Origin of the sequence: Collinsella sp. AM34-10, assembly GCF_003469185.1 — a bacterium.
In the GTDB taxonomy this organism is placed as follows: domain Bacteria; phylum Actinomycetota; class Coriobacteriia; order Coriobacteriales; family Coriobacteriaceae; genus Collinsella.
Genome location: NZ_QSIL01000005.1, coordinates 147,535 through 166,939, shown reverse-complemented (window position 1 = coordinate 166,939; position 19,405 = coordinate 147,535). Strand labels below are relative to the sequence as shown.

The following is a 19,405-nucleotide window of genomic DNA, read 5'->3' as shown; positions in this document are numbered from 1 at the left end:
TTTTCTTTGGGCACTCCGTTGCCTCCACATCGGAGTGCCTTTTTTCTTTGATTGAATACGCGTTTGGCCTGGGATTTTTTGCGGGTTAGGCCAATTGTTCGCTTGAATTTCCCAGGTCAGACGCGTTTTCAATTGCCGAAAGTTTCCGGTCGTGAACGCGGCCGTTTTGATCGGAGTATCTATGTACCAGCGTATCGTCATCTACACGCGTCTGTTCCGCGAGCGTTGGTCCAACAACTGCATCCTCTCCTCTCTTTGGGATGGCACCTGTACCGGTGACGCGGCCTGCAACCCTACCTTGGGCTGCGCCTTCGGTACAGATGCCATCCTTTTTGCTGTAGGGGGAGCGCGCCATGGCAGGTAAAAAGTTCTCCCTGATCGAGGTTATCCTTTCGGTTATTTGCGTCGTGTTTACCATCGAGGCGGCGGCTCCGGCATCTGCCATGGGCAACGTGCAGTTCTTCTGGTGGATCTTCCTTATCATTACGTTTTTGCTCCCCTATGGCCTGGTGGTGGCCGAGCTGGGTACGGCGTTCGACTCCGAGGGCGGCCTGTACGATTGGGTTCGCTTGGGCCTGGGCGACCGTTGGGGCGCCCGTTGCTCTTGGTGCTACTGGGTTAACTTTCCGCTGTGGGTGGCAAGTATCGCCTGCATGTTCCCCAGTGTCATTAATGCGGTGTGGGGTATCGAGTTTTCACTCGGGATCCGAATTGCCATCGAGATTGCCTTTGTGTGGGGCGTCACGGTCATGGCAATGCAGCCGGTGGCGGAGGCCGATTGGGTTATGGACGGCGGCGCCGTCATCAAGGTGCTCATTACCGCTGTGGTGGGAATCGTCGGCATTTGGTTTGCCTGCAATAACGGCTTTGCCAACGATATGTCGTTTAAGACCTTCATTCCAGATTTGGGCGACACCAATTCGTTGACGTACCTATCGATCATCCTGTTCAACTTTATGGGCTTCGAAGTGGTCGCGACCTTTGCCAGCACGATGAAAAACCCATCGCGCGATATCCCCAAGGCGGTTATCGCTGGTGGCGTTGCCATTGCGGCAATCTACATTATCTGCGGCATCGGCATTGGAGCCGCGGTTCCCACCGAGCAGCTTTCGCTCGATTCGGGCATTGTGGACGCGGTCGCCGCCATGTTGGGGCGCAGCCATCCGCTGACGATGGTCGTGGGCGTGGCCTTTTTGGTGACGCTGTTCGCCAACATGATTTGCTGGAGCTTTGGCGTTAACAACGTGGCGAGCTATGCCGCGCGTCATGGCAATATGCCGCGTCCCTTTGCGCTGGTGTCCAAGAAGACCGGCATGCCCAATGGCTCGGCAATCATTAACGGATGTTTTGCCAGCCTGGTACTACTGCTTCAGATTCCGCTGGGCGAGGGCTCCGACGTCTTTTGGGTTTTCTTCTCGATGAACGTCGTCTTCTTGCTCATGAGCTATATCCCGATGTTCCCGGCGTTTTGGCGTCTGCGCAAATACGACGGTCGCCCGCGTGTGTTCCGTGCGCCCTTCGAGGGCAAAGTACTCGCGGTGGCGCTCGCGATTCCCGTGGTAGAGCTCGTGCTTTCGATTGTCGCTACGATTGCGCCGCTCAACAGCTCGCCCGCCGAAATGGCAAAGCTGCCCATTCTCATGGGTGTGGTGGTCGGCGTGTTGCTGGGCGAGGTTTCGCGCCTCATATCGCGCCGCGGCCGCAGTGTCGATAATCCCGGCGTTGGTGCAAGGGGGACAGGTTTCTTTGCACCAAAACAGTAGCGCCGCGAGCTGCGCGGCGCTTGCTGCATCTTGGATTACTGTTCGCGGTGCTCGGGATCAGAAGCGAGCTTAGGCGCAAAGTAGGGGACGTGGCCCAGGTAAGGGCAACTGTCGTTGCGCTCATCAACGATGCAAGGAACGTCATCGTAGGTCATGGTCGAACCGATCCTGGCGATGGCCTTGGCGGCGGGCGCGACAATAATCTTGAGCGGTGCAATCGGCGCCATGGCATCTCCTTTCGATCTTGGTATTCGTTCGATGTCTTACCATAACTGTAATGCGGAATCAAGCTGGTTGTGCGCGGAATGAGGGTAGTATGAGCTTCGCATTCTTTATCTACACGATTCTTGTCATGGGCGTTGGATTGGTGACGGCATCAACTGCACTCGTAATATGGCTCATGACTCGTCGACGCGATTGTTTGGTGGCGGCCGCGGGCTTCCTTCTCTATATCTTCGATATGTCGGTGATCTTCTTTGATGAGTACAACCGGCTCAAATATGACTATGTGGTGACGTTTGATGAGCCGCTTCAACATCCGTTACTGCGCTGCGCGCTGGGCGTGGCGATTCTTGCGTGCGTATGGCTTTGGGTAACGTTTCGCTTACACGATGAGGTGACCGTTAAGCGCGTTGCCGCATATGTCGTACCGATCGCCGTGCTTCAGCTTGCTCTGGTGCCTCGTACTGGCTTTGCGGGCCAGGTTCAGCAATATCTTTTTTGGCTTTCGCGCGATTTGGGAATGGCATTCTGCTTGGTATATGCTTACGCCCGCTATCGCAAGACGGAGAATAGGGCTGAGCGGCTCGATCTTGAGCGCTCTCGGACGTTCTTTCGCATAGCCTGCGTGCTTACCGTGATGGTGGTTATCGAGGATACCTATATGATCCTATTCTGCACGCCTGACGTTGACAACGTGATGGTGAGCGCCTTTTTATGGTATCTGGGCGAGCGGAATATCTCAGAGAATTTATTGTTTGTTGCTGCAGCCGTTCAGCTATTTAAACAGTTCAGCCATATCTTACGTGTGTTCTCGCGTCACCCTCGTGCCGATGAAGAGGTAGCGACAGAGCGCCGTGATGCACGGGAGGACCTTGTCTCGCGTGTTGCGATTTTCTCGGACGAGCATGGGCTTTCAAAGCGCGAACAGGAAGTGCTTACACTCGTATTGCGTGGACTCGATGTCCAAAATATTGCTAATGAACTTGTGATTAGCCCAGGTACCGTCAAGGCTCACCTGCATCGCATCTATGTAAAGAGCGAAGTCAAGGCGCGCGACGACTTGATTGAGACATTCTGGCGCTCGTAAGGCTGGGGTGGATCGGCTGACGGCATATCGCAGACCACTCGGCGTAAAGAAGCGACAATAAACTTAGACAATAAAATACCTGGTCAGACGTGTAAACCTGCTTAACCCGTCCGTTCGCCTGCTTCCATCTTGGCAGCTTGTGCAGGAGGTGCGTCAATGGGTGTTGACACGGGGAGTAGGGTGCTGGACAGACGCCCGACCGCTCGTAGGCACGTGTCATGCAGGGAGCAACAAATGCTCCCTCACCGATTGGGCGCGCCGTATCGTGGCGTTCATCCATTGTCCTGTAACGTCTGAGGAGGCTCATATGGACAAAGCGGATTTAGTCATCAAAAGCAATGCTGTGTTCACTGGTGACGGGCTGGCACCGTTCAAGGGCGGCGTTGCCGTCGCAGGTGACAGAATTGTTGCGTGCGGCGAAGATAAGTACCTCGACGCTTTTATCGGCCCCGATACTGAGGTGCGCGACTATGGCGATAGGCTCGTCATGCCTGGCATCATCGACTCGCATACGCATTTTGCCCAGGGCGCCTTTATGACTGATCCCGATTTTGCCGTCAATCTCATCGATTGCACAAGCTTCGAGCAGTGTATGGAGCGTGTTCAGGCATTTGCCGAAAGCCACCCGAGCAACGAGTGGATTGTGGGCTGCCAAATCATTCAGTTCCAGTGGGATGTGCCCGAGATGCCCACGGCCGCGATGATTGACAAATACATCTCGGACCGTCCGGTATTTTTGCAGCAGGTCGACATGCATACGTTTAGTGCCAATACCTGCGCTATCGAGAAAGTCGGCATTACTGCTGAAACGCCAGACCCATCAGGCGGCAAGATTCTTAGGGATGAAGCTGGCAACCCCACTGGGGTCTTCTCGAACAACGCGGGATCCCTTTTCTTGGATGAGGTATACAATCCTGCCCCCGAGGTGGCTAGTGCTTCCTTTGCCAAGACCGCGCATCGTGCCAACGCTCTCGGTATTACGACAGTCGGCATGGTAAACCCCACTTTTGTGAGCATGGATAACCCCTATAAATTCCTCGCGGAGCTTAACCGCAAGGGCGAACTTCCGTTGCGCGTGTTCATGTACACAGACCTTTTTGAGAACGAGGCCATGACGCTCGAGGAGATTCGGGCGAAATACGACTTCCCGGGCACGCAAGTCGAGTGGCATGGCTTTAAGCAGTTCATTGACGGTGTGTGTTCCGATCATACTGCTTGGATGCTCGAGCCCTATGCTAATGCTTCCGAGACCTGTGGCGAGCCGGCTGAGGAACCTGAGCGTGTGCGCAAAGCCATCCTTAAAGCGCTTGAGTGGGGTGTCGACACGCGCATCCATGCCATAGGCGATCGTTCCGTACGCTTTATCCTGGACTGCTTCGAGGAGGGCGAGAAGCGTTACGGTCTTATGGGCCGTCGTCACTCCATGGAGCACAACGAGACTGTTCAACCTGAGGATTTGCCGCGCTATGCGGAGCTCGGCGTCTGTCCGGCCATGCAGCCGTGGCATATGCTGCTTGATATGGCAGACTTGGCAAAGGACGACGCCGTTGGTCCCGAGCGCGCGGCGCTCTCGTGGCCAATTCATAGCCTGCTCGCGAGCGGTGCCTGCGTGCATCTGGGCTCCGACTTCCCGGTCGTGGGGCTTGAGCCTATGGAGGAAGTCTATGGAGCGGTCTACCGCATGCTCGAGGATGGATCTAATCCTGAGGGTTGGTTCCCCGAGGAGCGAATCACTATGGCCGAGGCCCTGCGCGCATACACCTACGGCAGCGCCTACGCTATGCATGCTGAGGACCGCATCGGCACACTCGCCTGCGGCAAGCAAGCCGACATTTGCGTACTCGACCGCAATCTCTTTACCTGCGAGCCGGCAGAGGTGCTCGAGGCTACCGCGGCCCTTACGATGATCGCCGGCAAGGTGGTCTTTGAGGCCTAGCGCCATCGTTTGGTTGGGCGGCTTGGCGCCAGTTGTCAGCCGCCTGACATCCATTCAGCACTACTCTCTCAAGGAAAGGGGAGAACAATGGCAGAAGAAGTAACCGCTGCCGTGGAGGAGGAGCGCGAGCTCGCCTCCCAACCGATTCCCGGTCTGGTGCGTAAGTACACCATCGTCACCGGCCAGGGCATGCTCGCCCAGATCATCATGGTGGTCCTCGAGGGCCTCGTGATGGGTTGGGGCCTGGGTGCCCACGGCCTGGCCTGCGTCTCGATCATCATGTCGGTCGAGTACATCAACCTGGCCTTTGGCAACCTGTTTGGCACCGGCGTGCCCGCCGTGGTGGGCAACCTTTTGGGTGCCGGCGACGTCAAGGGCGCAAGCAAGGCTTTTAGCCAGGGCTTTTGGCTCACCACGATTGTGAGTGTGCTGCTTGCTGTGGTGATGGCCGTGTTTACCGAGCCCATCTGCGCATTCTTTGGCGCCACGCCCGACATCATGGCCGATACCGTTGCCGGCGTGCGCACCTTCGCCGTGCTGCTGCCGCTCACGGTCATTGGCCAGATGGTCACCGCTGTGATGCGTGTGGACGAGAAGGTTCAGGTCCAGGCCAACCTCATGACCGTTTCGGCCATCGTTGCCATCTGCTGGCTCGCGCTTTCTACGTTTGTGCTCAAGTTTGGCGTTATGGGCGCCGGCGTGTACTACGGGCTTTCCATCGGTATCTGGGCCATCGGTATCTTCTGGTTCATCGGGGGCAAAAAGTCCCAGCTCCAGATTAGCCTGGCCGACCTTAAGCTCGACCTCGCCGTCTGCGGCCAGATCCTCAAAATCGGCTTCCCGTTCTTCCTGGTCCAGGGCGCGACCTTTATCTTTAACACCGTTGCCAACTCGCTTTTGGGCTCGCTCGGCGGCGACATGGGCTCGCTCTACATCGCAGCCTTTGGCGTGATCAACGGCTACATCCTCTACATCACCATGATGGTTGCCCAGTGCTTCTCTTACGGTCTGCAGCCCATCGCTGCCTTCAACGCCGGTGCAAAGGCTTGGGCGCGCCTTAAGGAGACGCTCTCTTGCACGCTTAAGTACCAGGTTGTGACGCTGGCGCTGGTCACCGTTGCACTCTGGTTTGCCGCTACGCCGGTGTGCGCCTTCTTTGCCGGCAGCGATCCTGCGCTCGTTGAGGTTGCCGCCAACGCCACGCGTACCGTCATCCTGGCTGTTGCCCTGGGCTATCTTGCCATGACCATGTCGATATATTTCCAGGCGGTCGAGAAGGTTGGTGTCGCCACGTTTACCGGCCTGCTTCGCTATGTGATCTGCTCAGTGCCGCTTATGTACCTCCTCGGCAACATGATGGGTGTTGAGGGCGTGTGGATCGCCCTGGTGGTGGCCGACGCCATTACCGGCATCATCTCCATTGCGCTCGCCGCGCACGAGTCCAAGCGCCTTGCCACGCTCTAGACTTGGACACGGCCGGCGCGCGATAGTCGAATAAGTCAACTCGCCTGCAAGCCACCACAATGGGGACAGTTCCCATTGTGGTGGTTATTGTTATTTAGGGTCCGAGATATCGATTCTATAAATAACGCTTCTGAACTGGGCTACTATAAGATTGTGGAAAACACTACTACAAGATTATGGTAATTACCGAGGACCTTTTATTAGATTTCATCCCTTTAGGGTCTCAGGTTTTTCTGCAAACAAAGGCTGCATGTTGATATCCGCTTGGCCGATAACAGTTGGTCAACATCATCTGTTATCGGCCAAGTCATTTACAACTGGCTCATCCGCCGTTTGTAAACCAAAGTGGATCCATGCTGTCCCGAGGGGGAGTGCACTACGGCTGCAGCAGCGCCATGAGACCCATGCGGTTTTTGACGCCGAGTTTGCGGTAGATGGCGTTGACGTGCTTTTTGACGGTCGACTCGGAGATATAGAGCTCAACAGCTATCTCGTGGTTGGTCTTGCCGGTGAGCATGAACTTGAGGACCTCGGCTTCGCGGGGGAGCAGAGCGGCCTTGATGGCAAGCACGCTGGCGGGGCTTTCATCTGCGCCCTCGGCATACCCGTGTGGGAGCAGCTGATGCAGGTGCAAGCTCAGGTGCCGGGCAATCTGGCGGAGGATCTCGAGCTCCGAATCGGTAAAGTCGCCGTCTTGCTCGGCGCGGAACAGCGTAATCGAGCCGAGCGGCGTGGCCTTGTGCGCCAGTGTGGCCGTGCAGCCATAATAAATTCCCAGGGGCTGCATCCATTCCAGGTAGATGGGCGTGCCATTGCGGCGCTCGACATCCACCAGGTCCAGATCGCGATATACATCGACCACCCGCGTGTCAAAGCTCCAAATGGTGTAGTCATACGCGGCGTAGCGTTCGTAATAATCATCAAGCGCCTGTGCGGACATTCCGTATGCGACGGGGCGAACAAATTGCGTTTGTCCGTGAGCCCCCGTCTGGGCGATATCGAACATCGAGACACGGTGCACAATCACGTCTGCGATGCGTTTGAGTAGGCCTTCCTGCAGTGCACTGAGCGACCCCTGCTCATGTGTCCACAGTGCGCATTCGTTGAGAGCGGCCCAATCTTGAGCAAAGAGCTCAACGTTCTGGTTATCTGCGTTGTTCGCATGTGTCATGGGGAGTCCTTTCGTGCCATCTAGCCAGTATGGCATGCGTGCCGGTCCACTAGAACTTTAGGTCAGTGAACGGTCGACTTTTGGCTGCCGAATGGGTACCCAAGGCCCATTGAGACGCCGTTGTCGCCGCAGCACAATGGGGGTGTCATCAAACAGGTTCGACCCAAAGTGAGGAGCCAACATGAAGACCATTTACGAGAGCGAATCAACGCCCAAAAAAGAGGGTTTCTATATGCCCGGCGAGTACGAGGAGCAGGAGCGCACCTGGATTCTCTGGCCGCATCGCTCCGACGTGTGGCGCTGCGGTGCCAAGCCCGCTCAGAAGGTCTTTACCGAGATCATTAAAACGGTCGCACGCTTCCAGCCCATTACGGTGGGCGTCAACGCTGAGGATTTCCCCGCGGTGTGCGAGATCTTTGACGGCGTGGAGAACGTGCGCGTAATCCACATGGAGTACAACGACTCCTGGATTCGCGACCCCGGTCCGGCGTTCCTCGTTAATGACAAGGGCGATGTGGCGCTATCGCATTTCCACTTCAACGCGTATGGCGGCTTCATTGACGGTCTGTACTTCCCCTGGGACAAGGATGCGAGCATCGGCCTACAGGTGGCACAGCTCGAGCAGGTCAACCGTTATCGTCCGGAGGACTATATCCTCGAGGGGGGCTCGTTTAACTGCGACGGCCAGGGCACCGTGGTGACCACTGAGATGTGCCTGCTCAACGAGGACCGCAATCCGCAGTACACCAAGGAGCAGATCGAGGCAAAACTCAGCGAGTACCTGGGCATCGAGAAGGTTATTTGGATCAAGGACGGCATCGACCCGTTTGAGACGAACGGTCATGTGGACGACGTTGCGTGCTTTAGCGCGCCTGGCGAGGTTTGCTGCATGTGGACCGACGATCCCAACCACAAGTTCTACAAGGAGTGCCAGGAGGCCTACAAGACTCTTTCCGAGGCAACCGACGCCAAGGGCCGCAAGCTCAAAGTGCACAAGGTAATTATGCCGGCGACCTCGGTATACATGACCGAGGAGGAGGCTTCTACAATCGATCCCGTCGAGGGCGTGCTGCCGCGTACGCCCGAGGACGCCTTTGAGCCCAGTTACCTCAACTTCCTGCCCATTAACGGCGCGGTGCTCGTGCCGCAGTTCGGCGACCCCAACGATGCACAGGCGCTCAAGGACATCCAGGCCGCCTACCCAGACCGCGAAGTTATCGGCATTATGACCCGCGAGGTCATCTACGGCGGCGGCAACATCCACTGTATCACCCAGCAGCAGCCCAAGGCGCGCTGTAAATAGCAGTTCCATGGTGAACAGGGCTTGATTGTCCGCACACGAAAGTCCGCCGACTTCAACGGTCGGCGGACTTTTCGTGTGGTAGTTTCACCTGAACGGCGGGCCGTGCGGCTTGGGTGTGCGGGCTCACAATCTGGGGAAACCAAACGGATTGGGGGCTTGTATGATCGATTCGAAGGGAAGCGTGCGACCCGAGGGCATGTTTAACGGGGCGCACCTGGCCCCCGAAGCCCAGCGCGCATACGATAAACTGCTCGAGCGCGTGCTCAACGGGCAGAAGGGCTGCGAGGTTTCGGCGCGTGCGGGTATGGATACGATCAAGGCGCTCGTATAGCTTTACGCTTTCGGATGTGACACATAGGACTGCATGCGCCGCTCCCGGCTATATTGCCTCCGAGTGCTTTAGCTCATGGAGATAGCCGGCATCAGCGATTTCGAGAGCTTGGCGGCGTCCACGAATGCCCCGGTGTTTACACCTCAGACGGACGACTTTGGACTCGCGGTCCATATCTTCAAGATGCTCAATCGCGGAATTCATCCGTACAGTTCTGGCGAACTTGACTTGGGCATTTTTGACCTGGATGACGACATACCGCCTGCACCGTCGCTGAACAACTGCGCGTGTAACGGGCGCAGTCCCTTCGTGGGGACGCTGGTCGGACACCTTATCCCGGTGTACGCTCTCGAGCTCGATGACTTTGGCCACCTTATGAGCGAGGCTTTCCGCCGGTCGTTGTATGGCAGGGCGGAGGAGCGCCTTGACGCACGCACATGGGCGCGCCTACTCGACCTGTATCTATCCGAGACGACGGTTGAGTGTCCGCGGCGCGGTCATCTATACGACGCTTCGCAGGATGAATGTCCCTATTGTCGAGGAGAGCGCACCCTGTTAGCTCTCTTGGCTGATTGCTGACTGTCTTGGAGAAAGCCCGTGAGGCGGCACACAGGCTAATCCTGCGTGTCGCCTCCGTACATGTAGACGATAAAGCCGTCGCCGGTGTCTTGGCTGTGATCTTCCAGGATGCGCTTCATGTTGAGGTGCTCGTAGAACTGCCAATCGGAGTTGCAGTCGCTCATCAGGAAGAACTTGGTGCAGCCTGCCTTGGCGAGCTCGGCGCGCGAAAGGTCGATGAGTGCGCGGCCGAGTCCCTTGCCCTGCCACTCGGGCACGATGATGATCAGGTTGAGCTGGCCCTGGGCATACTCGTTGCCCGTGGCGGCAAAGCGGTCGGCCGTGGCCTTTTCACGACTGTCGCCAAAGAGCGAGCCCTCGAGCTTGGCATCGGCGGTCTTTGCCATCTCGGTTGCCTGGGCGAGCATCTCGTCGTAGCAGGGCTCCCACGTGGGATTGGTGCGCGGCTTGCCGTCCTCGAAGATGCCGATACAGCAGGCGGCGATAGTGCGGCCCTCGGCCTCGGCGACGAGTGCGATGGGGGAGCGCTGCAGCTGCATAGCGATGTTAAAGCGGGCGCAGAAATCGGCGGCTTCGACGTCGCCGCGGTTGCGTAGTGTGTTGCACCACAGCTGGTTGTAAATGGCGGCGATGCCGGTCAAGTCATCGAGCGTGGCGGCGCGCAGAGTTACGTTGTCAAGGCTCATGGAGGCTCCTTCCAGGTTGGGTCAGGCCATCTCTGAGTGTGACATGGACGCAGGACGGCCGCATCGACCATTCGGCAGACGAGCCTCGATCACTCGGGGACGGAGGGCCCTAAGAAGGAATGAGGGTGGAAGACGCATATCCCCCACCCCAGCGCATGGGCGGAACTAACCAGAATGAGAGTGGATAATCTCCCACTTTCGCTCGAAAAGCAGGCCACAAAAACGGGAGATTATCCACTCTCATTCTGGGTAGTCGTTTAAGAATGTCCCCAACGACTACCCCAAAAGGAGCGTCCCCAAGTGCCAGCTTTGGCAACGACGCTGGTAGAAAAACGTCAGCGAAAACCGGCCAGAGCGAGCAAGGTGCCTTGAAGCGAGGCGGCATTGACCTTTTGGTCATGCCGTCGAAGCTGAAAGGCAGATTGCCGCTCTGGCGGGTTTGCAGCGTCGGCCGGTTACGGCGTTTGGTAAAACGCCGTAACCTACACCCGCTCTGCGATCTCGTGGATGAGGTAATCGGTCTTTTCCCAGCCCAGGCACGGATCGGTGATTGACTTGCCAAAGACGCCGCCGTCGACAGGCTGGTTACCGTCCTCCAGGTAGGATTCGATCATAAAGCCCTTGACCAGCTTGGAGATGGACTCGTTGCGGCGGCAGCTGTCGAGTACCTCCTTGCAAATGCGGTACTGCTCCAGCGGGCGCTTGCCCGAGTTGTCGTGGTTGCAGTCGATGACCGCCGCCGGATTGGCGTAGCCGGCATGCTCGGTATAGCGCTCGGCCAGGCGCTCCAGGTGCTCGTAGTGGTAATTGGGGTAGGTGCGACCGTCGAGACCGATGTAGCCACGCATGACGGCGTGTGCGAGCGGGTTGCCGTCGCACTCAACCTCCCAGTTACGGAAGATGAAGCTCTGATGTGCCTGGGCGGCGTAGATGGAGTTGAGCATGACGGTGGTGGAACCGGCGGTGGGATTCTTCATGCCGACGGGCACCGAAATGCCGCTCGACACCAGGCGATGCTCCTGGTTCTCGACCGAGCGTGCGCCCACGGCAACATAGCTCAGCAGGTCAACGAGGTACTGGTAGTTAGACGGATAGAGCATCTCGTCGGCGGTAAAGAAGCCGGTCTCCTCGATTACGCGCAGGTGCATGTGGCGGATGGCCTTAACGCCTTCGAGCAGGTCGTCGGGGGCCTCGGGGTCGGGGTTGTGCAGCAGGCCCTTGTAGCCGGTGCCCTTGGTGCGCGGCTTGTTGGTGTAGACGCGCGGAATGATGATGAGCTTGTCCTTGACCTCTTCGGCGACCTTGGCCAGGCGGTTCATGTACTCGAGGACCGAGTCCTCGCGGTCGGCAGAGCACGGGCCGATGATGAGCACCTTGCGCGCGTCCTCCCCGGTAAAGATCTTGGCGACCTCGGCGTCGAATGCCTGCTTTTTGGCGGTAAGCTCGGAGGAAAGTGGCATTTCCTCGCGGATTTCCATGGGGATCGGCAGCCTGCGTTTAAAATCCATGGCCATGCGGGGCCTCCTCAATCAAATAAGACAAAGTGTGAATTGCCGAATGCTCGGCATTATCCGCTGTCGCACGCTAAAGTGCAAGCCCTTGTCACCACGAAACCTGCCAAAAAGGGACAGGTTTATTTTGGCAGGTTTTATCTGGGTAAACGTCAGCTAGTCCTGGAATGGAATGATGCCACGTGGCTTGGAAGAGGTCGTCGATCGAGTTTCAGGGGAGGCAGTTCGAGGGCCGCAGAACAAAAAAGGGGACGCAGGTTGTCCTGCGCCCCCGTTCTCGGGCGTTATCCGTTCCCTGCGGCCGAATCTACGCCGCCTCGTCGAACTGCGAGTTGTACAGGTCGGCGTAGAAGCCGCCCTGGGCGAGCAGCTCATCGTGCGTGCCCTTCTCGACGATGTCGCCGTCGCGGATCACCAAGATCACGTCGGCGTTGCGGATCGTGGACAGGCGGTGCGCGATGACAAAGCTCGTGCGGCCCTGCATCAGCGCATCCATGGCGCGCTGAATAAGCTCCTCGGTGCGGGTATCGACGTTGGAGGTCGCCTCGTCCAGAATCAGCGCCGGGCGGTCGGCCAAAATGGCACGGGCGATGGTCACGAGCTGGCGCTGGCCCTGCGACAGGTTAGTGCCTTCCTCGTTGATCATAAAGTCGTAGCCGCCGGCGAGCGTATGGATAAAGTGGTCGCAGCGTGCGGCGCGTGCGGCGGCCTCGACCTCGGCATCGCTCGCATCGGGACGTCCGTAGCGGATGTTCTCGCGGATCGTGCCGTTAAACAGCCAGGTATCCTGCAGCACCATGGCAAACTCGCCGCGCAGCGCCGCGCGATCCCAGTCTCGCACGTCGACACCCTCGACGCGCAGCGAACCGCCGTCCACGTCGTAGAAGCGCTGCAGCAGCTTGATGAGCGTGGTCTTGCCGGCGCCGGTGGGGCCGACGATGGCGATGGTCTGGCCGGGCTGTGCCTCGCAGCTAAAGTCGTGGATGATGGTCTTGTCGGGCGTGTAGCCAAACTTGACATGGTCAAACTCCACGTGGCCGGGGCGCTTCTCGGGGATCTGCGCGTCGGCCTTCTGCTCCTCCTCGGGCGCGGCCAGGAACTCAAAGACACGCTCGGTGGCGGCGGCCATCGACTGCATCGTGTTGCTCACATTGCCCAGCTGCTGCACGGGTTGCGTAAAGTTGCGAACGTACTGGATAAAGCTCTGGATGTCGCCGGGCGTGGCATTGCCGGTCAGCGCGAGCTGCGCGCCCACCACGACGACGCCCACGTAGCCCATGTTGCCCACCAGGCTCATAAGCGGCATCATCAGTCCCGACAGGAACTGCGAGCGCCAGCCGCTAATAAAGAGTCGGTCGTTTTGACGGTCGAACTCCTCGATCGAGGCTTCGGCGCGGTCGAACACCTGAATAACGTTCTGGCCGGCAAAATCCTCCTCAATAATGCCGTTGACGGCGCCCAGGACCTGCTGTTGCTCGCGGAAATACGGCTGCGAGAAGTGAATCATAACGGTCAGGATAATCGCGGCTGCCGGCAGCGTGAGCACGGTGACGCCGGTGAGCGGCAGACTGATCGAAAGCATCATGACGAGCACGCCGATAATCTGCGTGACGGACGTAATAAGCTGCGTCACGCTCTGGTTGAGCGACTGTCCGAGCGTATCGACGTCGTTGGTGATGCGGCTGAGCACGTCACCCTTGCTGTGACCGTTGAAGTAGCTCATCGGCACGACGGCGATCTTGGCGGCGATCTCCTTGCGCATGCGGTAGCAAATCTTTTGCGTGACGCCGGTCATGAGCCAACCCTGGATCAGACTGCAGGCAGAGCTTGCCAGGTACAGGCAGAGCAAAAAGCCGAGCGTCTTGGCGATCCAGTTAAAGTCGACATCGCCGGTACCGTTGACCTTGGCAACCAGGCCCTCGAACAGCTTGGTCGTAACCTGGCCAAGTACCTTTGGCCCCACAATATTAAAGATGACCGAGCACACGGCAAAGGCGACGGCGGCAAACACGGCAATCTTGTGCTGGCCGATATAGCCGAGCAGCTGCCTCATGGTGCCCTTAAAGTCCTTGGCCTTTTCGCCGCGGCCCATGCCGCCCATGCGGCCCATGGGACCACGCCGGCGGGTGGGCTTGGGAATCTGAGTCTTGGTCTCGTCTGCCATTAGCGCTCGCCTCCTTCCATAACGGTTGCAATCTCTTCTTGGGTAAGTCCCAGCTCCTCGGCGGAAAGCTGCGACTGTGCAATCTCCAGGTACGCCGGGCAGTTGTGAAGCAGCTCCTCGTGCGTGCCGGTGCCCACCACGTGGCCGTCGTCGAGCACGATGATCTGGTCGGCGTGCATGATGGTCGCGATGCGCTGGGCCACGACCACGAGTGCGGCGTCGGTAACGTTTTTAGCCAGCTCCTCGCGCAGACGCGCGTCGGTCTTGTAGTCGAGGGCGCTAAATGAGTCATCGAAAACCACGATCTCGGGCTTTTTGGCCAACGCGCGGGCGATGGCCAGACGCTGGCGCTGACCGCCCGAGACATTGGAGCCGCCCTGGCTGATGGGGGAGTCGTAGCCGCCCTCGCGCTCGGCGATAAAGTCCTCGGCCTGTGCGATGCGTGCGGCCTCGTGCATGTCCTCGTCGCTCACCATGTCGCCGGCAAACTTGAGGTTGCTCTTGACGGTGCCCGAGAACAGGCGACCCTGCTGCGGGATGTAACCAATGCGGCGGCGCAGCTCGGAAAGGGTCATGTCGCGCACGTCGATGCCGTCGAGCGAAATGCTGCCGCCCGTGACGTCGTATAAGCGCGGAATCAGCTGCACGAGCGTGGACTTGCCCGAGCCCGTGGAGCCAATAATGCCGAGCATCTGACCGGCATGTGTGGTGAAGTTCACGCCGCTGATGACATCGGCGCGGGCATCGGGGTACTGGAAGCTCACGTCGCGGAAGGTGAGCTCACCGCGCGGCGCGCTGGCCGCGGGCAGTTTGGGCGAGACGGGGTCGTTGATGCTCGTGGGGCAGGTGATGACCTCTTCCACGCGCTCGGCTGCGACTTCGGCACGGGGCAGGATGACCGAAACCATGGTGAGGATCATAAACGCCATGACGATCTGCATGGTGTAGGAGATAAACGCCATCATGTTGCCGACCTGCATCACGCCGTCGGACACGCCCTGCGCGCCAAACCAGACGATAAGCACGGTGATGCAGTTCATGACGAGCATCATGAGCGGCATCATAAAGCTCATGGCGCGGTTGGTGTAGAGCTGCGTAGTCATCAGGTCGAGTGACGCCTTGTCAAAACGTTCGAGCTCATGTTCCTCGCGGTTGAACGAGCGGATGGGCATAAGGCCATCGAGCAGCTCGCGAGCGGTAAGGTTCACACGGTCCACGTAACTTTGCATCTTTTTGAACTTGGGCATGGTGAGGCCCATAAGCACACCGACGACGGCCGAGACCGCGATGATGGCCACGGCGATGGTCCACTCGAGGCCGGTGTGGTTGGCCAGGACGCGCATGACGGCGACGATGCCCATGACGGGGGCCATCAGACACATGCGGATAAACAGGGTTGCGGCCATCTGGATCTGCTGAATGTCGTTGGTGCAGCGGGTGATGAGCGAGGCCTGGCTAAACTTGCCCACCTCGGCCGGTGAGAAGTGCATAACCTTGTTGAAGGTCTCGCGGCGCAGGTCGCGGGCGATGGAGCAGGCGGTGCGCGAAGCCACGGCGCCGGTCAGGATGGTGGCGACCAGCGACACCAGACACAGACCAAACATCGTGGTCGCCATGCGGCCCAGGTAGGCGTTTTGCACGTCGGCGGGGTCGATGCCCTGTGCCTTGTACTCGTCCTGCACATAGCTCACGGCGCGCTGGGTGACGATGGAGCCCGACATGGAGCCCATTTTGTCAGCCATATCGTTGGCGCCCTCGACGAGCTTGCCCTGGTCGATTAGGCCGCCTTCAACGCTTAGACGCAGGCTCTTCATGGTGATCTTACCGCCGTCGGCATCAATCTGCTTTTGCATGTTCTGCGCCGCAGCGGCCTTCCGCTGCATCTCGGCGAGCTGCTCGGGCGTCATCGCCGCCATCTGCTCGGGGGTGGGCATGGCCTGGGCGGCGGCGCCATCGCTTTTCTCGGTGGATGCGCCGGTCATGTCGCCCATGGAGTCGGCGTCGATGCCCTGGTTGAAGGCGAGCACGACGGTCTCAGGCAGACTCATAATGTCGGCGAGCTTGCTGCCGTCGGCGCGCTCGTCCTCGGTTCCCTTGTACGTGCGAATGCCGTTATTGTCCGCCTTGCTAAACGCGGCCTCCACAGCTTTGGCGTCCTTGGCGCTCATAAAGAGTTCGAGGTCGTCGAGCGATTCGGCGCGGATGGTGTCGGGTACGGGCGACGCGATGCCGCCTTGCTGCACGCCCACGTCGACGATGTCGCTCATATAGGTAGGCAGCGCCAGATCGGCGTTGCAGCTGATTACGATAAGTACGATAGCTGTGAACAGTGCCGGAATATGCTTTTTAAAGAGCTTGAGAATCCTCACTCGGCATCTCTCCTTTCTTGATTGCGGTCGATAATTTCGTTGGCACGTCTAAGAAGGCGCACCATCTCTTGGGTATCTGTTTCGCCGAGCTGCTCGAGGAAAGCCGCGGTGCGGTTCTCGAATTCCCGACGTTTGATTTCGAGATCCTGGAATCCCTTGTCGGTCACCGTGACGTGTACGCGACGACGATCGGTCTTTGAGTGTTCGCGCTCGACCCAGCCCTTGGCTTCGAGAGCGCGTAGGATATTGGCGATGCGGGCGCTCGAGACCCAGGCGCGATCGGCGAGTTCGCTCGGCGTGAGCGAGCCGCCAGCGAGCATGAGGGCGCGCATGACAGCCATCTCGCCGCCGAGAGCTTTGTCCGCAAAGCGTGAAATGCGCTGATGCATGCTGCCAAACTCAGTTAAGAGCTGACGCCCAAGCTCATGGAAATCGGTATCTTCCACCGAAAACCCCTAACACTAGAAACTATTTTCGGTGGAAGATGATACCCCCATATGCGGGCCTCATGCAGCGGGCAATATAAAGAGCGCATAAAGACTTAAAATCATTCAATTGCTGAAGCGTTTCAAAGAACTATTATGCACGCGGTTAGGCGAGGGGTTGTCACCACCATGACGACTGGGACTTATATAATCGCCACGTGCGATGCTCCAACTTCCCGCGAGGAGACACCTTATATAAAGGGGGATGGAGTCATGGCATTTGACTTCACGGGCAAGACCGCGATTGTCACGGGCGGCACTCAGGGCATTGGCCTCGAGATCGCCAAGGGCATCGTCGCGGGCGGCGGACATGTCGCGCTCATCGCAAGGAACGCTGCTAAGGGCGAGGCCGCTGTGGCCGAGCTTGGCGAGGGCAACAAGTTCTATCAGCTCGATGTCGCCGATGCGCCCAAGGCGCGCGAGACCGTCGAGCAGATTTTTACGGACCTGCCGCAAACCAATATCCTGATCAACTGCGCTGGCGTCATCAGCACCAAGAAGTTCGACGAGATCGATGACACCGAGTGGCGTCGCACCATCGACATCAACCTCAACGGTACCTTCACTATGATGAATGCCGTGTACCCGCACTTTAAGGCGGCACATGCCGGCACTATCGTCAACGTGAGCTCCGTTGCTGGCAAGATCGGTGGCGGCTTGCTCGGCACCGCTGCCTACGCCAGCTCCAAGGCCGGTGTTAACGGTCTAACCAAGGCAGTCGCCAAGGAAGGCGGCAAGTTTGGTGTCCGCTGCAACGCTGTATGCCCGTCGCTCACGTTGACCGATATGACCTCGATTCTCTCTGACGAGAACTCTCAGCGCATCATCAACGGTATTCCTCTGGGCCGCGCCGCCCAGGCCAGCGAGCCTGCGCAGATGGTGCTGTTCTTCGCTTCCGACCTCGCCAGCTTCGTGAACGGCGAGATCGGTGACTGCGACGGCGGCATCGTCCTGGACGGGTAATACCCCGCGGTGATCGTTTGGCGGCGACCCTGGCGACTCGGGGTTGTCGCCTTCTTTCTGACATAGGCGCGTGCGGCTACGATTCGCATGCATCCAAAGGAGATATATATGAGTGAATCGACTGCGGTGGAGGCGCCGGCGGCAAAGGAGCCGTTCTTTAAGATGTCCTCCATCCCGGGTGCCAATATTTTGGTGCCGCTTTTGCTGGGCTGCCTGCTCAACACGCTATTCCCCGACCTATTCAAAACGCTCGGCAGCTTTACGCTTGGCATGACCCAGCAGGGTGCAGGCCCGCTCGTGGGCGCTTTTTTGCTCATCGTCGGCACGACGATTTCGTTTAAGAGTGCTCCTGCCGCTGCTGCCCGCGGTGCCATCATCATCGCCGTCAAGCAGATCGTGGTCGTTGCCGTGTCGCTGCTCATCCTTTATGTGTTCAACGACAACCTGTTTGGCATCTCGGCCATGGTAATGCTGGCCGCTTGCACCGGCGCCAACAACGCTATGTACGCTGGTCTGATGGGCACCATGGGCAACGAGGCCGAGCGTGGCGCCGTTGCCATCACCACGCTCGTTGTCGGCCCTCCGGTCACGATGATTGTGCTTGGCGCTGCCGGTCAGGCTCCGATCGGCTGGTCGCTCGTGGGCGCCATCCTGCCGATCGTCGTCGGCATTATTCTGGGTAACCTCTTCCCGAGCTTTAAGAAGATGATGGCACCGGCACTTTCCGCCATCATCGTGCTCGTCTTCTTTGCCATGGGCTCGACCATGACCTTTGGCCAGCTCATTAATGGCGGTCTTCCCGGTATTCTGCTCGGCGTAATCTGCTCGGTGGTCTTCGCTATCCCCGTTGTTGCGGTCGATAAGCTTACCGGTGGCACCGGTGTCGCAGGTGCGGCAATCTCCAGCTGCGCTGGCGCCAACGTGGCAACGCCTGCCGCTATGGCAAGCGTCAACGAGGCCATGTACGGCGGCGCGGTGCTCGCGACGGCTACGGCTCAGGTTGCAGCCTGTGCTATCGTGACGGCCATTCTGACCCCGCTGGTCACCAGCTGGTGCTACAAGCATTTTGAGGGCCAGCAGAGCAACAGCAAGGCAGCGACCGACAAGGCCGCCTCAGCCGCCTAATGCCAAGTGGCAATCAAAGCTAAAAAACTAGCCACGCCACAGGGCGGCCACGGGGAAAATCCCGTGGCCGCCCTTCAGTTTCTGTAGGGTCTCTGGGGCACTTTACCCTGCTAAAGCTGGCATAACAGCTAGAGTGAACGTCGTACAAAGGCAAGGAAAAATACCCAACAAATCGGTGAACGGTAGTTGTTCGCGCTCGTATTTCCTGCGGATTTGTTAAAAACGCCATAATGGTATAAAAAAAGA

17 protein-coding genes are annotated in these 19,405 nt (G+C 58.5%); 10 read left to right on the top strand and 7 right to left on the bottom strand.

Annotated elements, in window-relative coordinates; translation table 11 throughout:
• The first annotated feature begins 181 nt into the window (after nucleotides 1-181).
• Both DW823_RS09720 and DW823_RS06440 read left to right on the top strand, forming a co-directional pair.
• Nucleotides 182-364, top strand: a complete 183-nt coding sequence (locus DW823_RS09720) for a hypothetical protein (RefSeq protein WP_055252462.1) — start codon at nucleotides 182-184, stop codon at nucleotides 362-364.
• On the top strand, nucleotides 354-1,763 hold the full coding sequence (locus tag DW823_RS06440) for an APC family permease (RefSeq protein ID WP_118081188.1): 1,410 nt from the start codon (nucleotides 354-356) through the stop codon (nucleotides 1,761-1,763). Before DW823_RS09720 ends, DW823_RS06440 begins: the two co-directional genes overlap by 11 nt.
• Nucleotides 1,764-1,798: 35 nt before the next feature.
• Here DW823_RS06440 and DW823_RS06435 read toward each other — a convergent pair whose 3' ends face one another.
• Nucleotides 1,799-1,990, bottom strand: a complete 192-nt coding sequence (locus DW823_RS06435; protein ID WP_118081186.1) for a hypothetical protein — start codon at nucleotides 1,988-1,990, stop codon at nucleotides 1,799-1,801.
• An 89-nt stretch (nucleotides 1,991-2,079) separates the two neighbouring features.
• On the opposite strand from DW823_RS06435, the gene DW823_RS06430 reads away from it, so the two are divergent.
• The 3 genes from DW823_RS06430 to DW823_RS06420 all read left to right on the top strand — a co-directional run bounded on the left by DW823_RS06430 (nucleotide 2,080) and on the right by DW823_RS06420 (nucleotide 6,472).
• Nucleotides 2,080-3,072 (top strand): LuxR C-terminal-related transcriptional regulator, encoded by a 993-nt coding sequence (locus DW823_RS06430; RefSeq protein ID WP_158567284.1) that lies wholly within the window; start codon nucleotides 2,080-2,082, stop codon nucleotides 3,070-3,072.
• A gap of 307 nt (nucleotides 3,073-3,379) precedes the next feature.
• A complete protein-coding gene (locus DW823_RS06425; protein WP_118081182.1) occupies nucleotides 3,380-5,008 on the top strand; it encodes an amidohydrolase in 1,629 nt (542 codons plus the stop codon).
• A gap of 87 nt (nucleotides 5,009-5,095) precedes the next feature.
• Nucleotides 5,096-6,472 carry an MATE family efflux transporter gene (locus DW823_RS06420; RefSeq protein ID WP_118081180.1) on the top strand — a complete coding sequence of 459 codons (1,377 nt, stop codon included), beginning with the start codon at nucleotides 5,096-5,098 and terminating at the stop codon, nucleotides 6,470-6,472.
• Between the two features lie 376 nt (nucleotides 6,473-6,848).
• On the opposite strand, the gene DW823_RS10020 is transcribed toward DW823_RS06420, so the two are convergent.
• Nucleotides 6,849-7,643, bottom strand: a complete 795-nt coding sequence (locus DW823_RS10020) for a helix-turn-helix transcriptional regulator (RefSeq protein WP_304999853.1) — start codon at nucleotides 7,641-7,643, stop codon at nucleotides 6,849-6,851.
• A gap of 181 nt (nucleotides 7,644-7,824) precedes the next feature.
• On the opposite strand from DW823_RS10020, the gene aguA reads away from it, so the two are divergent.
• From aguA to DW823_RS06405, 3 genes are all read left to right on the top strand, one after another.
• The gene (aguA, locus tag DW823_RS06410; protein WP_118081176.1) at nucleotides 7,825-8,946 is read left to right on the top strand and encodes an agmatine deiminase; all 1,122 of its coding nucleotides are present in this window, start codon (nucleotides 7,825-7,827) and stop codon (nucleotides 8,944-8,946) included.
• A gap of 160 nt (nucleotides 8,947-9,106) precedes the next feature.
• Nucleotides 9,107-9,277, top strand: a complete 171-nt coding sequence (locus DW823_RS09805) for a hypothetical protein (RefSeq protein ID WP_158567283.1) — start codon at nucleotides 9,107-9,109, stop codon at nucleotides 9,275-9,277.
• 75 nt (nucleotides 9,278-9,352) lie between these two features.
• Nucleotides 9,353-9,856 (top strand): hypothetical protein, encoded by a 504-nt coding sequence (locus DW823_RS06405; protein ID WP_118081174.1) that lies wholly within the window; start codon nucleotides 9,353-9,355, stop codon nucleotides 9,854-9,856.
• Between the two features lie 35 nt (nucleotides 9,857-9,891).
• On the opposite strand, the gene DW823_RS06400 is transcribed toward DW823_RS06405, so the two are convergent.
• From DW823_RS06400 to DW823_RS06380, 5 genes are all read right to left on the bottom strand, one after another.
• Nucleotides 9,892-10,542, bottom strand: a complete 651-nt coding sequence (locus tag DW823_RS06400; protein WP_118081172.1) for a GNAT family N-acetyltransferase — start codon at nucleotides 10,540-10,542, stop codon at nucleotides 9,892-9,894.
• A gap of 482 nt (nucleotides 10,543-11,024) precedes the next feature.
• Nucleotides 11,025-12,056 carry a 3-deoxy-7-phosphoheptulonate synthase gene (locus DW823_RS06395; protein ID WP_118081170.1) on the bottom strand — a complete coding sequence of 344 codons (1,032 nt, stop codon included), beginning with the start codon at nucleotides 12,054-12,056 and terminating at the stop codon, nucleotides 11,025-11,027.
• A gap of 304 nt (nucleotides 12,057-12,360) precedes the next feature.
• A complete protein-coding gene (locus tag DW823_RS06390) occupies nucleotides 12,361-14,217 on the bottom strand; it encodes an ABC transporter ATP-binding protein (protein ID WP_118081168.1) in 1,857 nt (618 codons plus the stop codon).
• Complete coding sequence (locus DW823_RS06385) at nucleotides 14,217-16,586, bottom strand: ABC transporter ATP-binding protein (RefSeq protein ID WP_118081166.1); 2,370 nt, start codon at nucleotides 16,584-16,586, stop codon at nucleotides 14,217-14,219. The genes DW823_RS06390 and DW823_RS06385 overlap by 1 nt, the downstream gene beginning before the upstream one ends.
• On the bottom strand, nucleotides 16,583-17,032 hold the full coding sequence (locus DW823_RS06380) for a MarR family winged helix-turn-helix transcriptional regulator (protein WP_118081164.1): 450 nt from the start codon (nucleotides 17,030-17,032) through the stop codon (nucleotides 16,583-16,585). Before DW823_RS06380 ends, DW823_RS06385 begins: the two co-directional genes overlap by 4 nt.
• A gap of 252 nt (nucleotides 17,033-17,284) precedes the next feature.
• On the opposite strand from DW823_RS06380, the gene DW823_RS06375 reads away from it, so the two are divergent.
• Both DW823_RS06375 and DW823_RS06370 read left to right on the top strand, forming a co-directional pair.
• On the top strand, nucleotides 17,285-18,034 hold the full coding sequence (locus tag DW823_RS06375) for an SDR family NAD(P)-dependent oxidoreductase (protein ID WP_006234857.1): 750 nt from the start codon (nucleotides 17,285-17,287) through the stop codon (nucleotides 18,032-18,034).
• 108 nt (nucleotides 18,035-18,142) lie between these two features.
• Nucleotides 18,143-19,159 (top strand): 2-keto-3-deoxygluconate permease, encoded by a 1,017-nt coding sequence (locus DW823_RS06370; RefSeq protein WP_233543026.1) that lies wholly within the window; start codon nucleotides 18,143-18,145, stop codon nucleotides 19,157-19,159.
• Nucleotides 19,160-19,405: the final 246 nt, after the last annotated feature.

Excerpts from the sequence above, each read along its gene's own strand:
- DW823_RS06425 (WP_118081182.1), top strand. The coding sequence starts at position 3,380 with ATGGACAAAGCGGATTTAGTCATCAAAAGCAATGCTGTGTTCACTGGT.
- DW823_RS09720 (WP_055252462.1), top strand. The coding sequence starts at position 182 with ATGTACCAGCGTATCGTCATCTACACGCGTCTGTTCCGCGAGCGTTGG.
- DW823_RS06400 (WP_118081172.1), bottom strand. The coding sequence starts at position 10,542 with ATGAGCCTTGACAACGTAACTCTGCGCGCCGCCACGCTCGATGACTTG.
- aguA (WP_118081176.1), top strand. The coding sequence starts at position 7,825 with ATGAAGACCATTTACGAGAGCGAATCAACGCCCAAAAAAGAGGGTTTC.
- DW823_RS06395 (WP_118081170.1), bottom strand. The coding sequence starts at position 12,056 with ATGGCCATGGATTTTAAACGCAGGCTGCCGATCCCCATGGAAATCCGC.
- DW823_RS06435 (WP_118081186.1), bottom strand. The coding sequence starts at position 1,990 with ATGGCGCCGATTGCACCGCTCAAGATTATTGTCGCGCCCGCCGCCAAG.
- DW823_RS10020 (WP_304999853.1), bottom strand. The coding sequence starts at position 7,643 with ATGACACATGCGAACAACGCAGATAACCAGAACGTTGAGCTCTTTGCT.
- DW823_RS09805 (WP_158567283.1), top strand. The coding sequence starts at position 9,107 with ATGATCGATTCGAAGGGAAGCGTGCGACCCGAGGGCATGTTTAACGGG.
- DW823_RS06370 (WP_233543026.1), top strand. The coding sequence starts at position 18,143 with ATGAGTGAATCGACTGCGGTGGAGGCGCCGGCGGCAAAGGAGCCGTTC.
- DW823_RS06430 (WP_158567284.1), top strand. The coding sequence starts at position 2,080 with ATGAGCTTCGCATTCTTTATCTACACGATTCTTGTCATGGGCGTTGGA.
- DW823_RS06390 (WP_118081168.1), bottom strand. The coding sequence starts at position 14,217 with ATGGCAGACGAGACCAAGACTCAGATTCCCAAGCCCACCCGCCGGCGT.
- DW823_RS06420 (WP_118081180.1), top strand. The coding sequence starts at position 5,096 with ATGGCAGAAGAAGTAACCGCTGCCGTGGAGGAGGAGCGCGAGCTCGCC.
- DW823_RS06440 (WP_118081188.1), top strand. The coding sequence starts at position 354 with ATGGCAGGTAAAAAGTTCTCCCTGATCGAGGTTATCCTTTCGGTTATT.
- DW823_RS06375 (WP_006234857.1), top strand. The coding sequence starts at position 17,285 with ATGGCATTTGACTTCACGGGCAAGACCGCGATTGTCACGGGCGGCACT.
- DW823_RS06405 (WP_118081174.1), top strand. The coding sequence starts at position 9,353 with ATGGAGATAGCCGGCATCAGCGATTTCGAGAGCTTGGCGGCGTCCACG.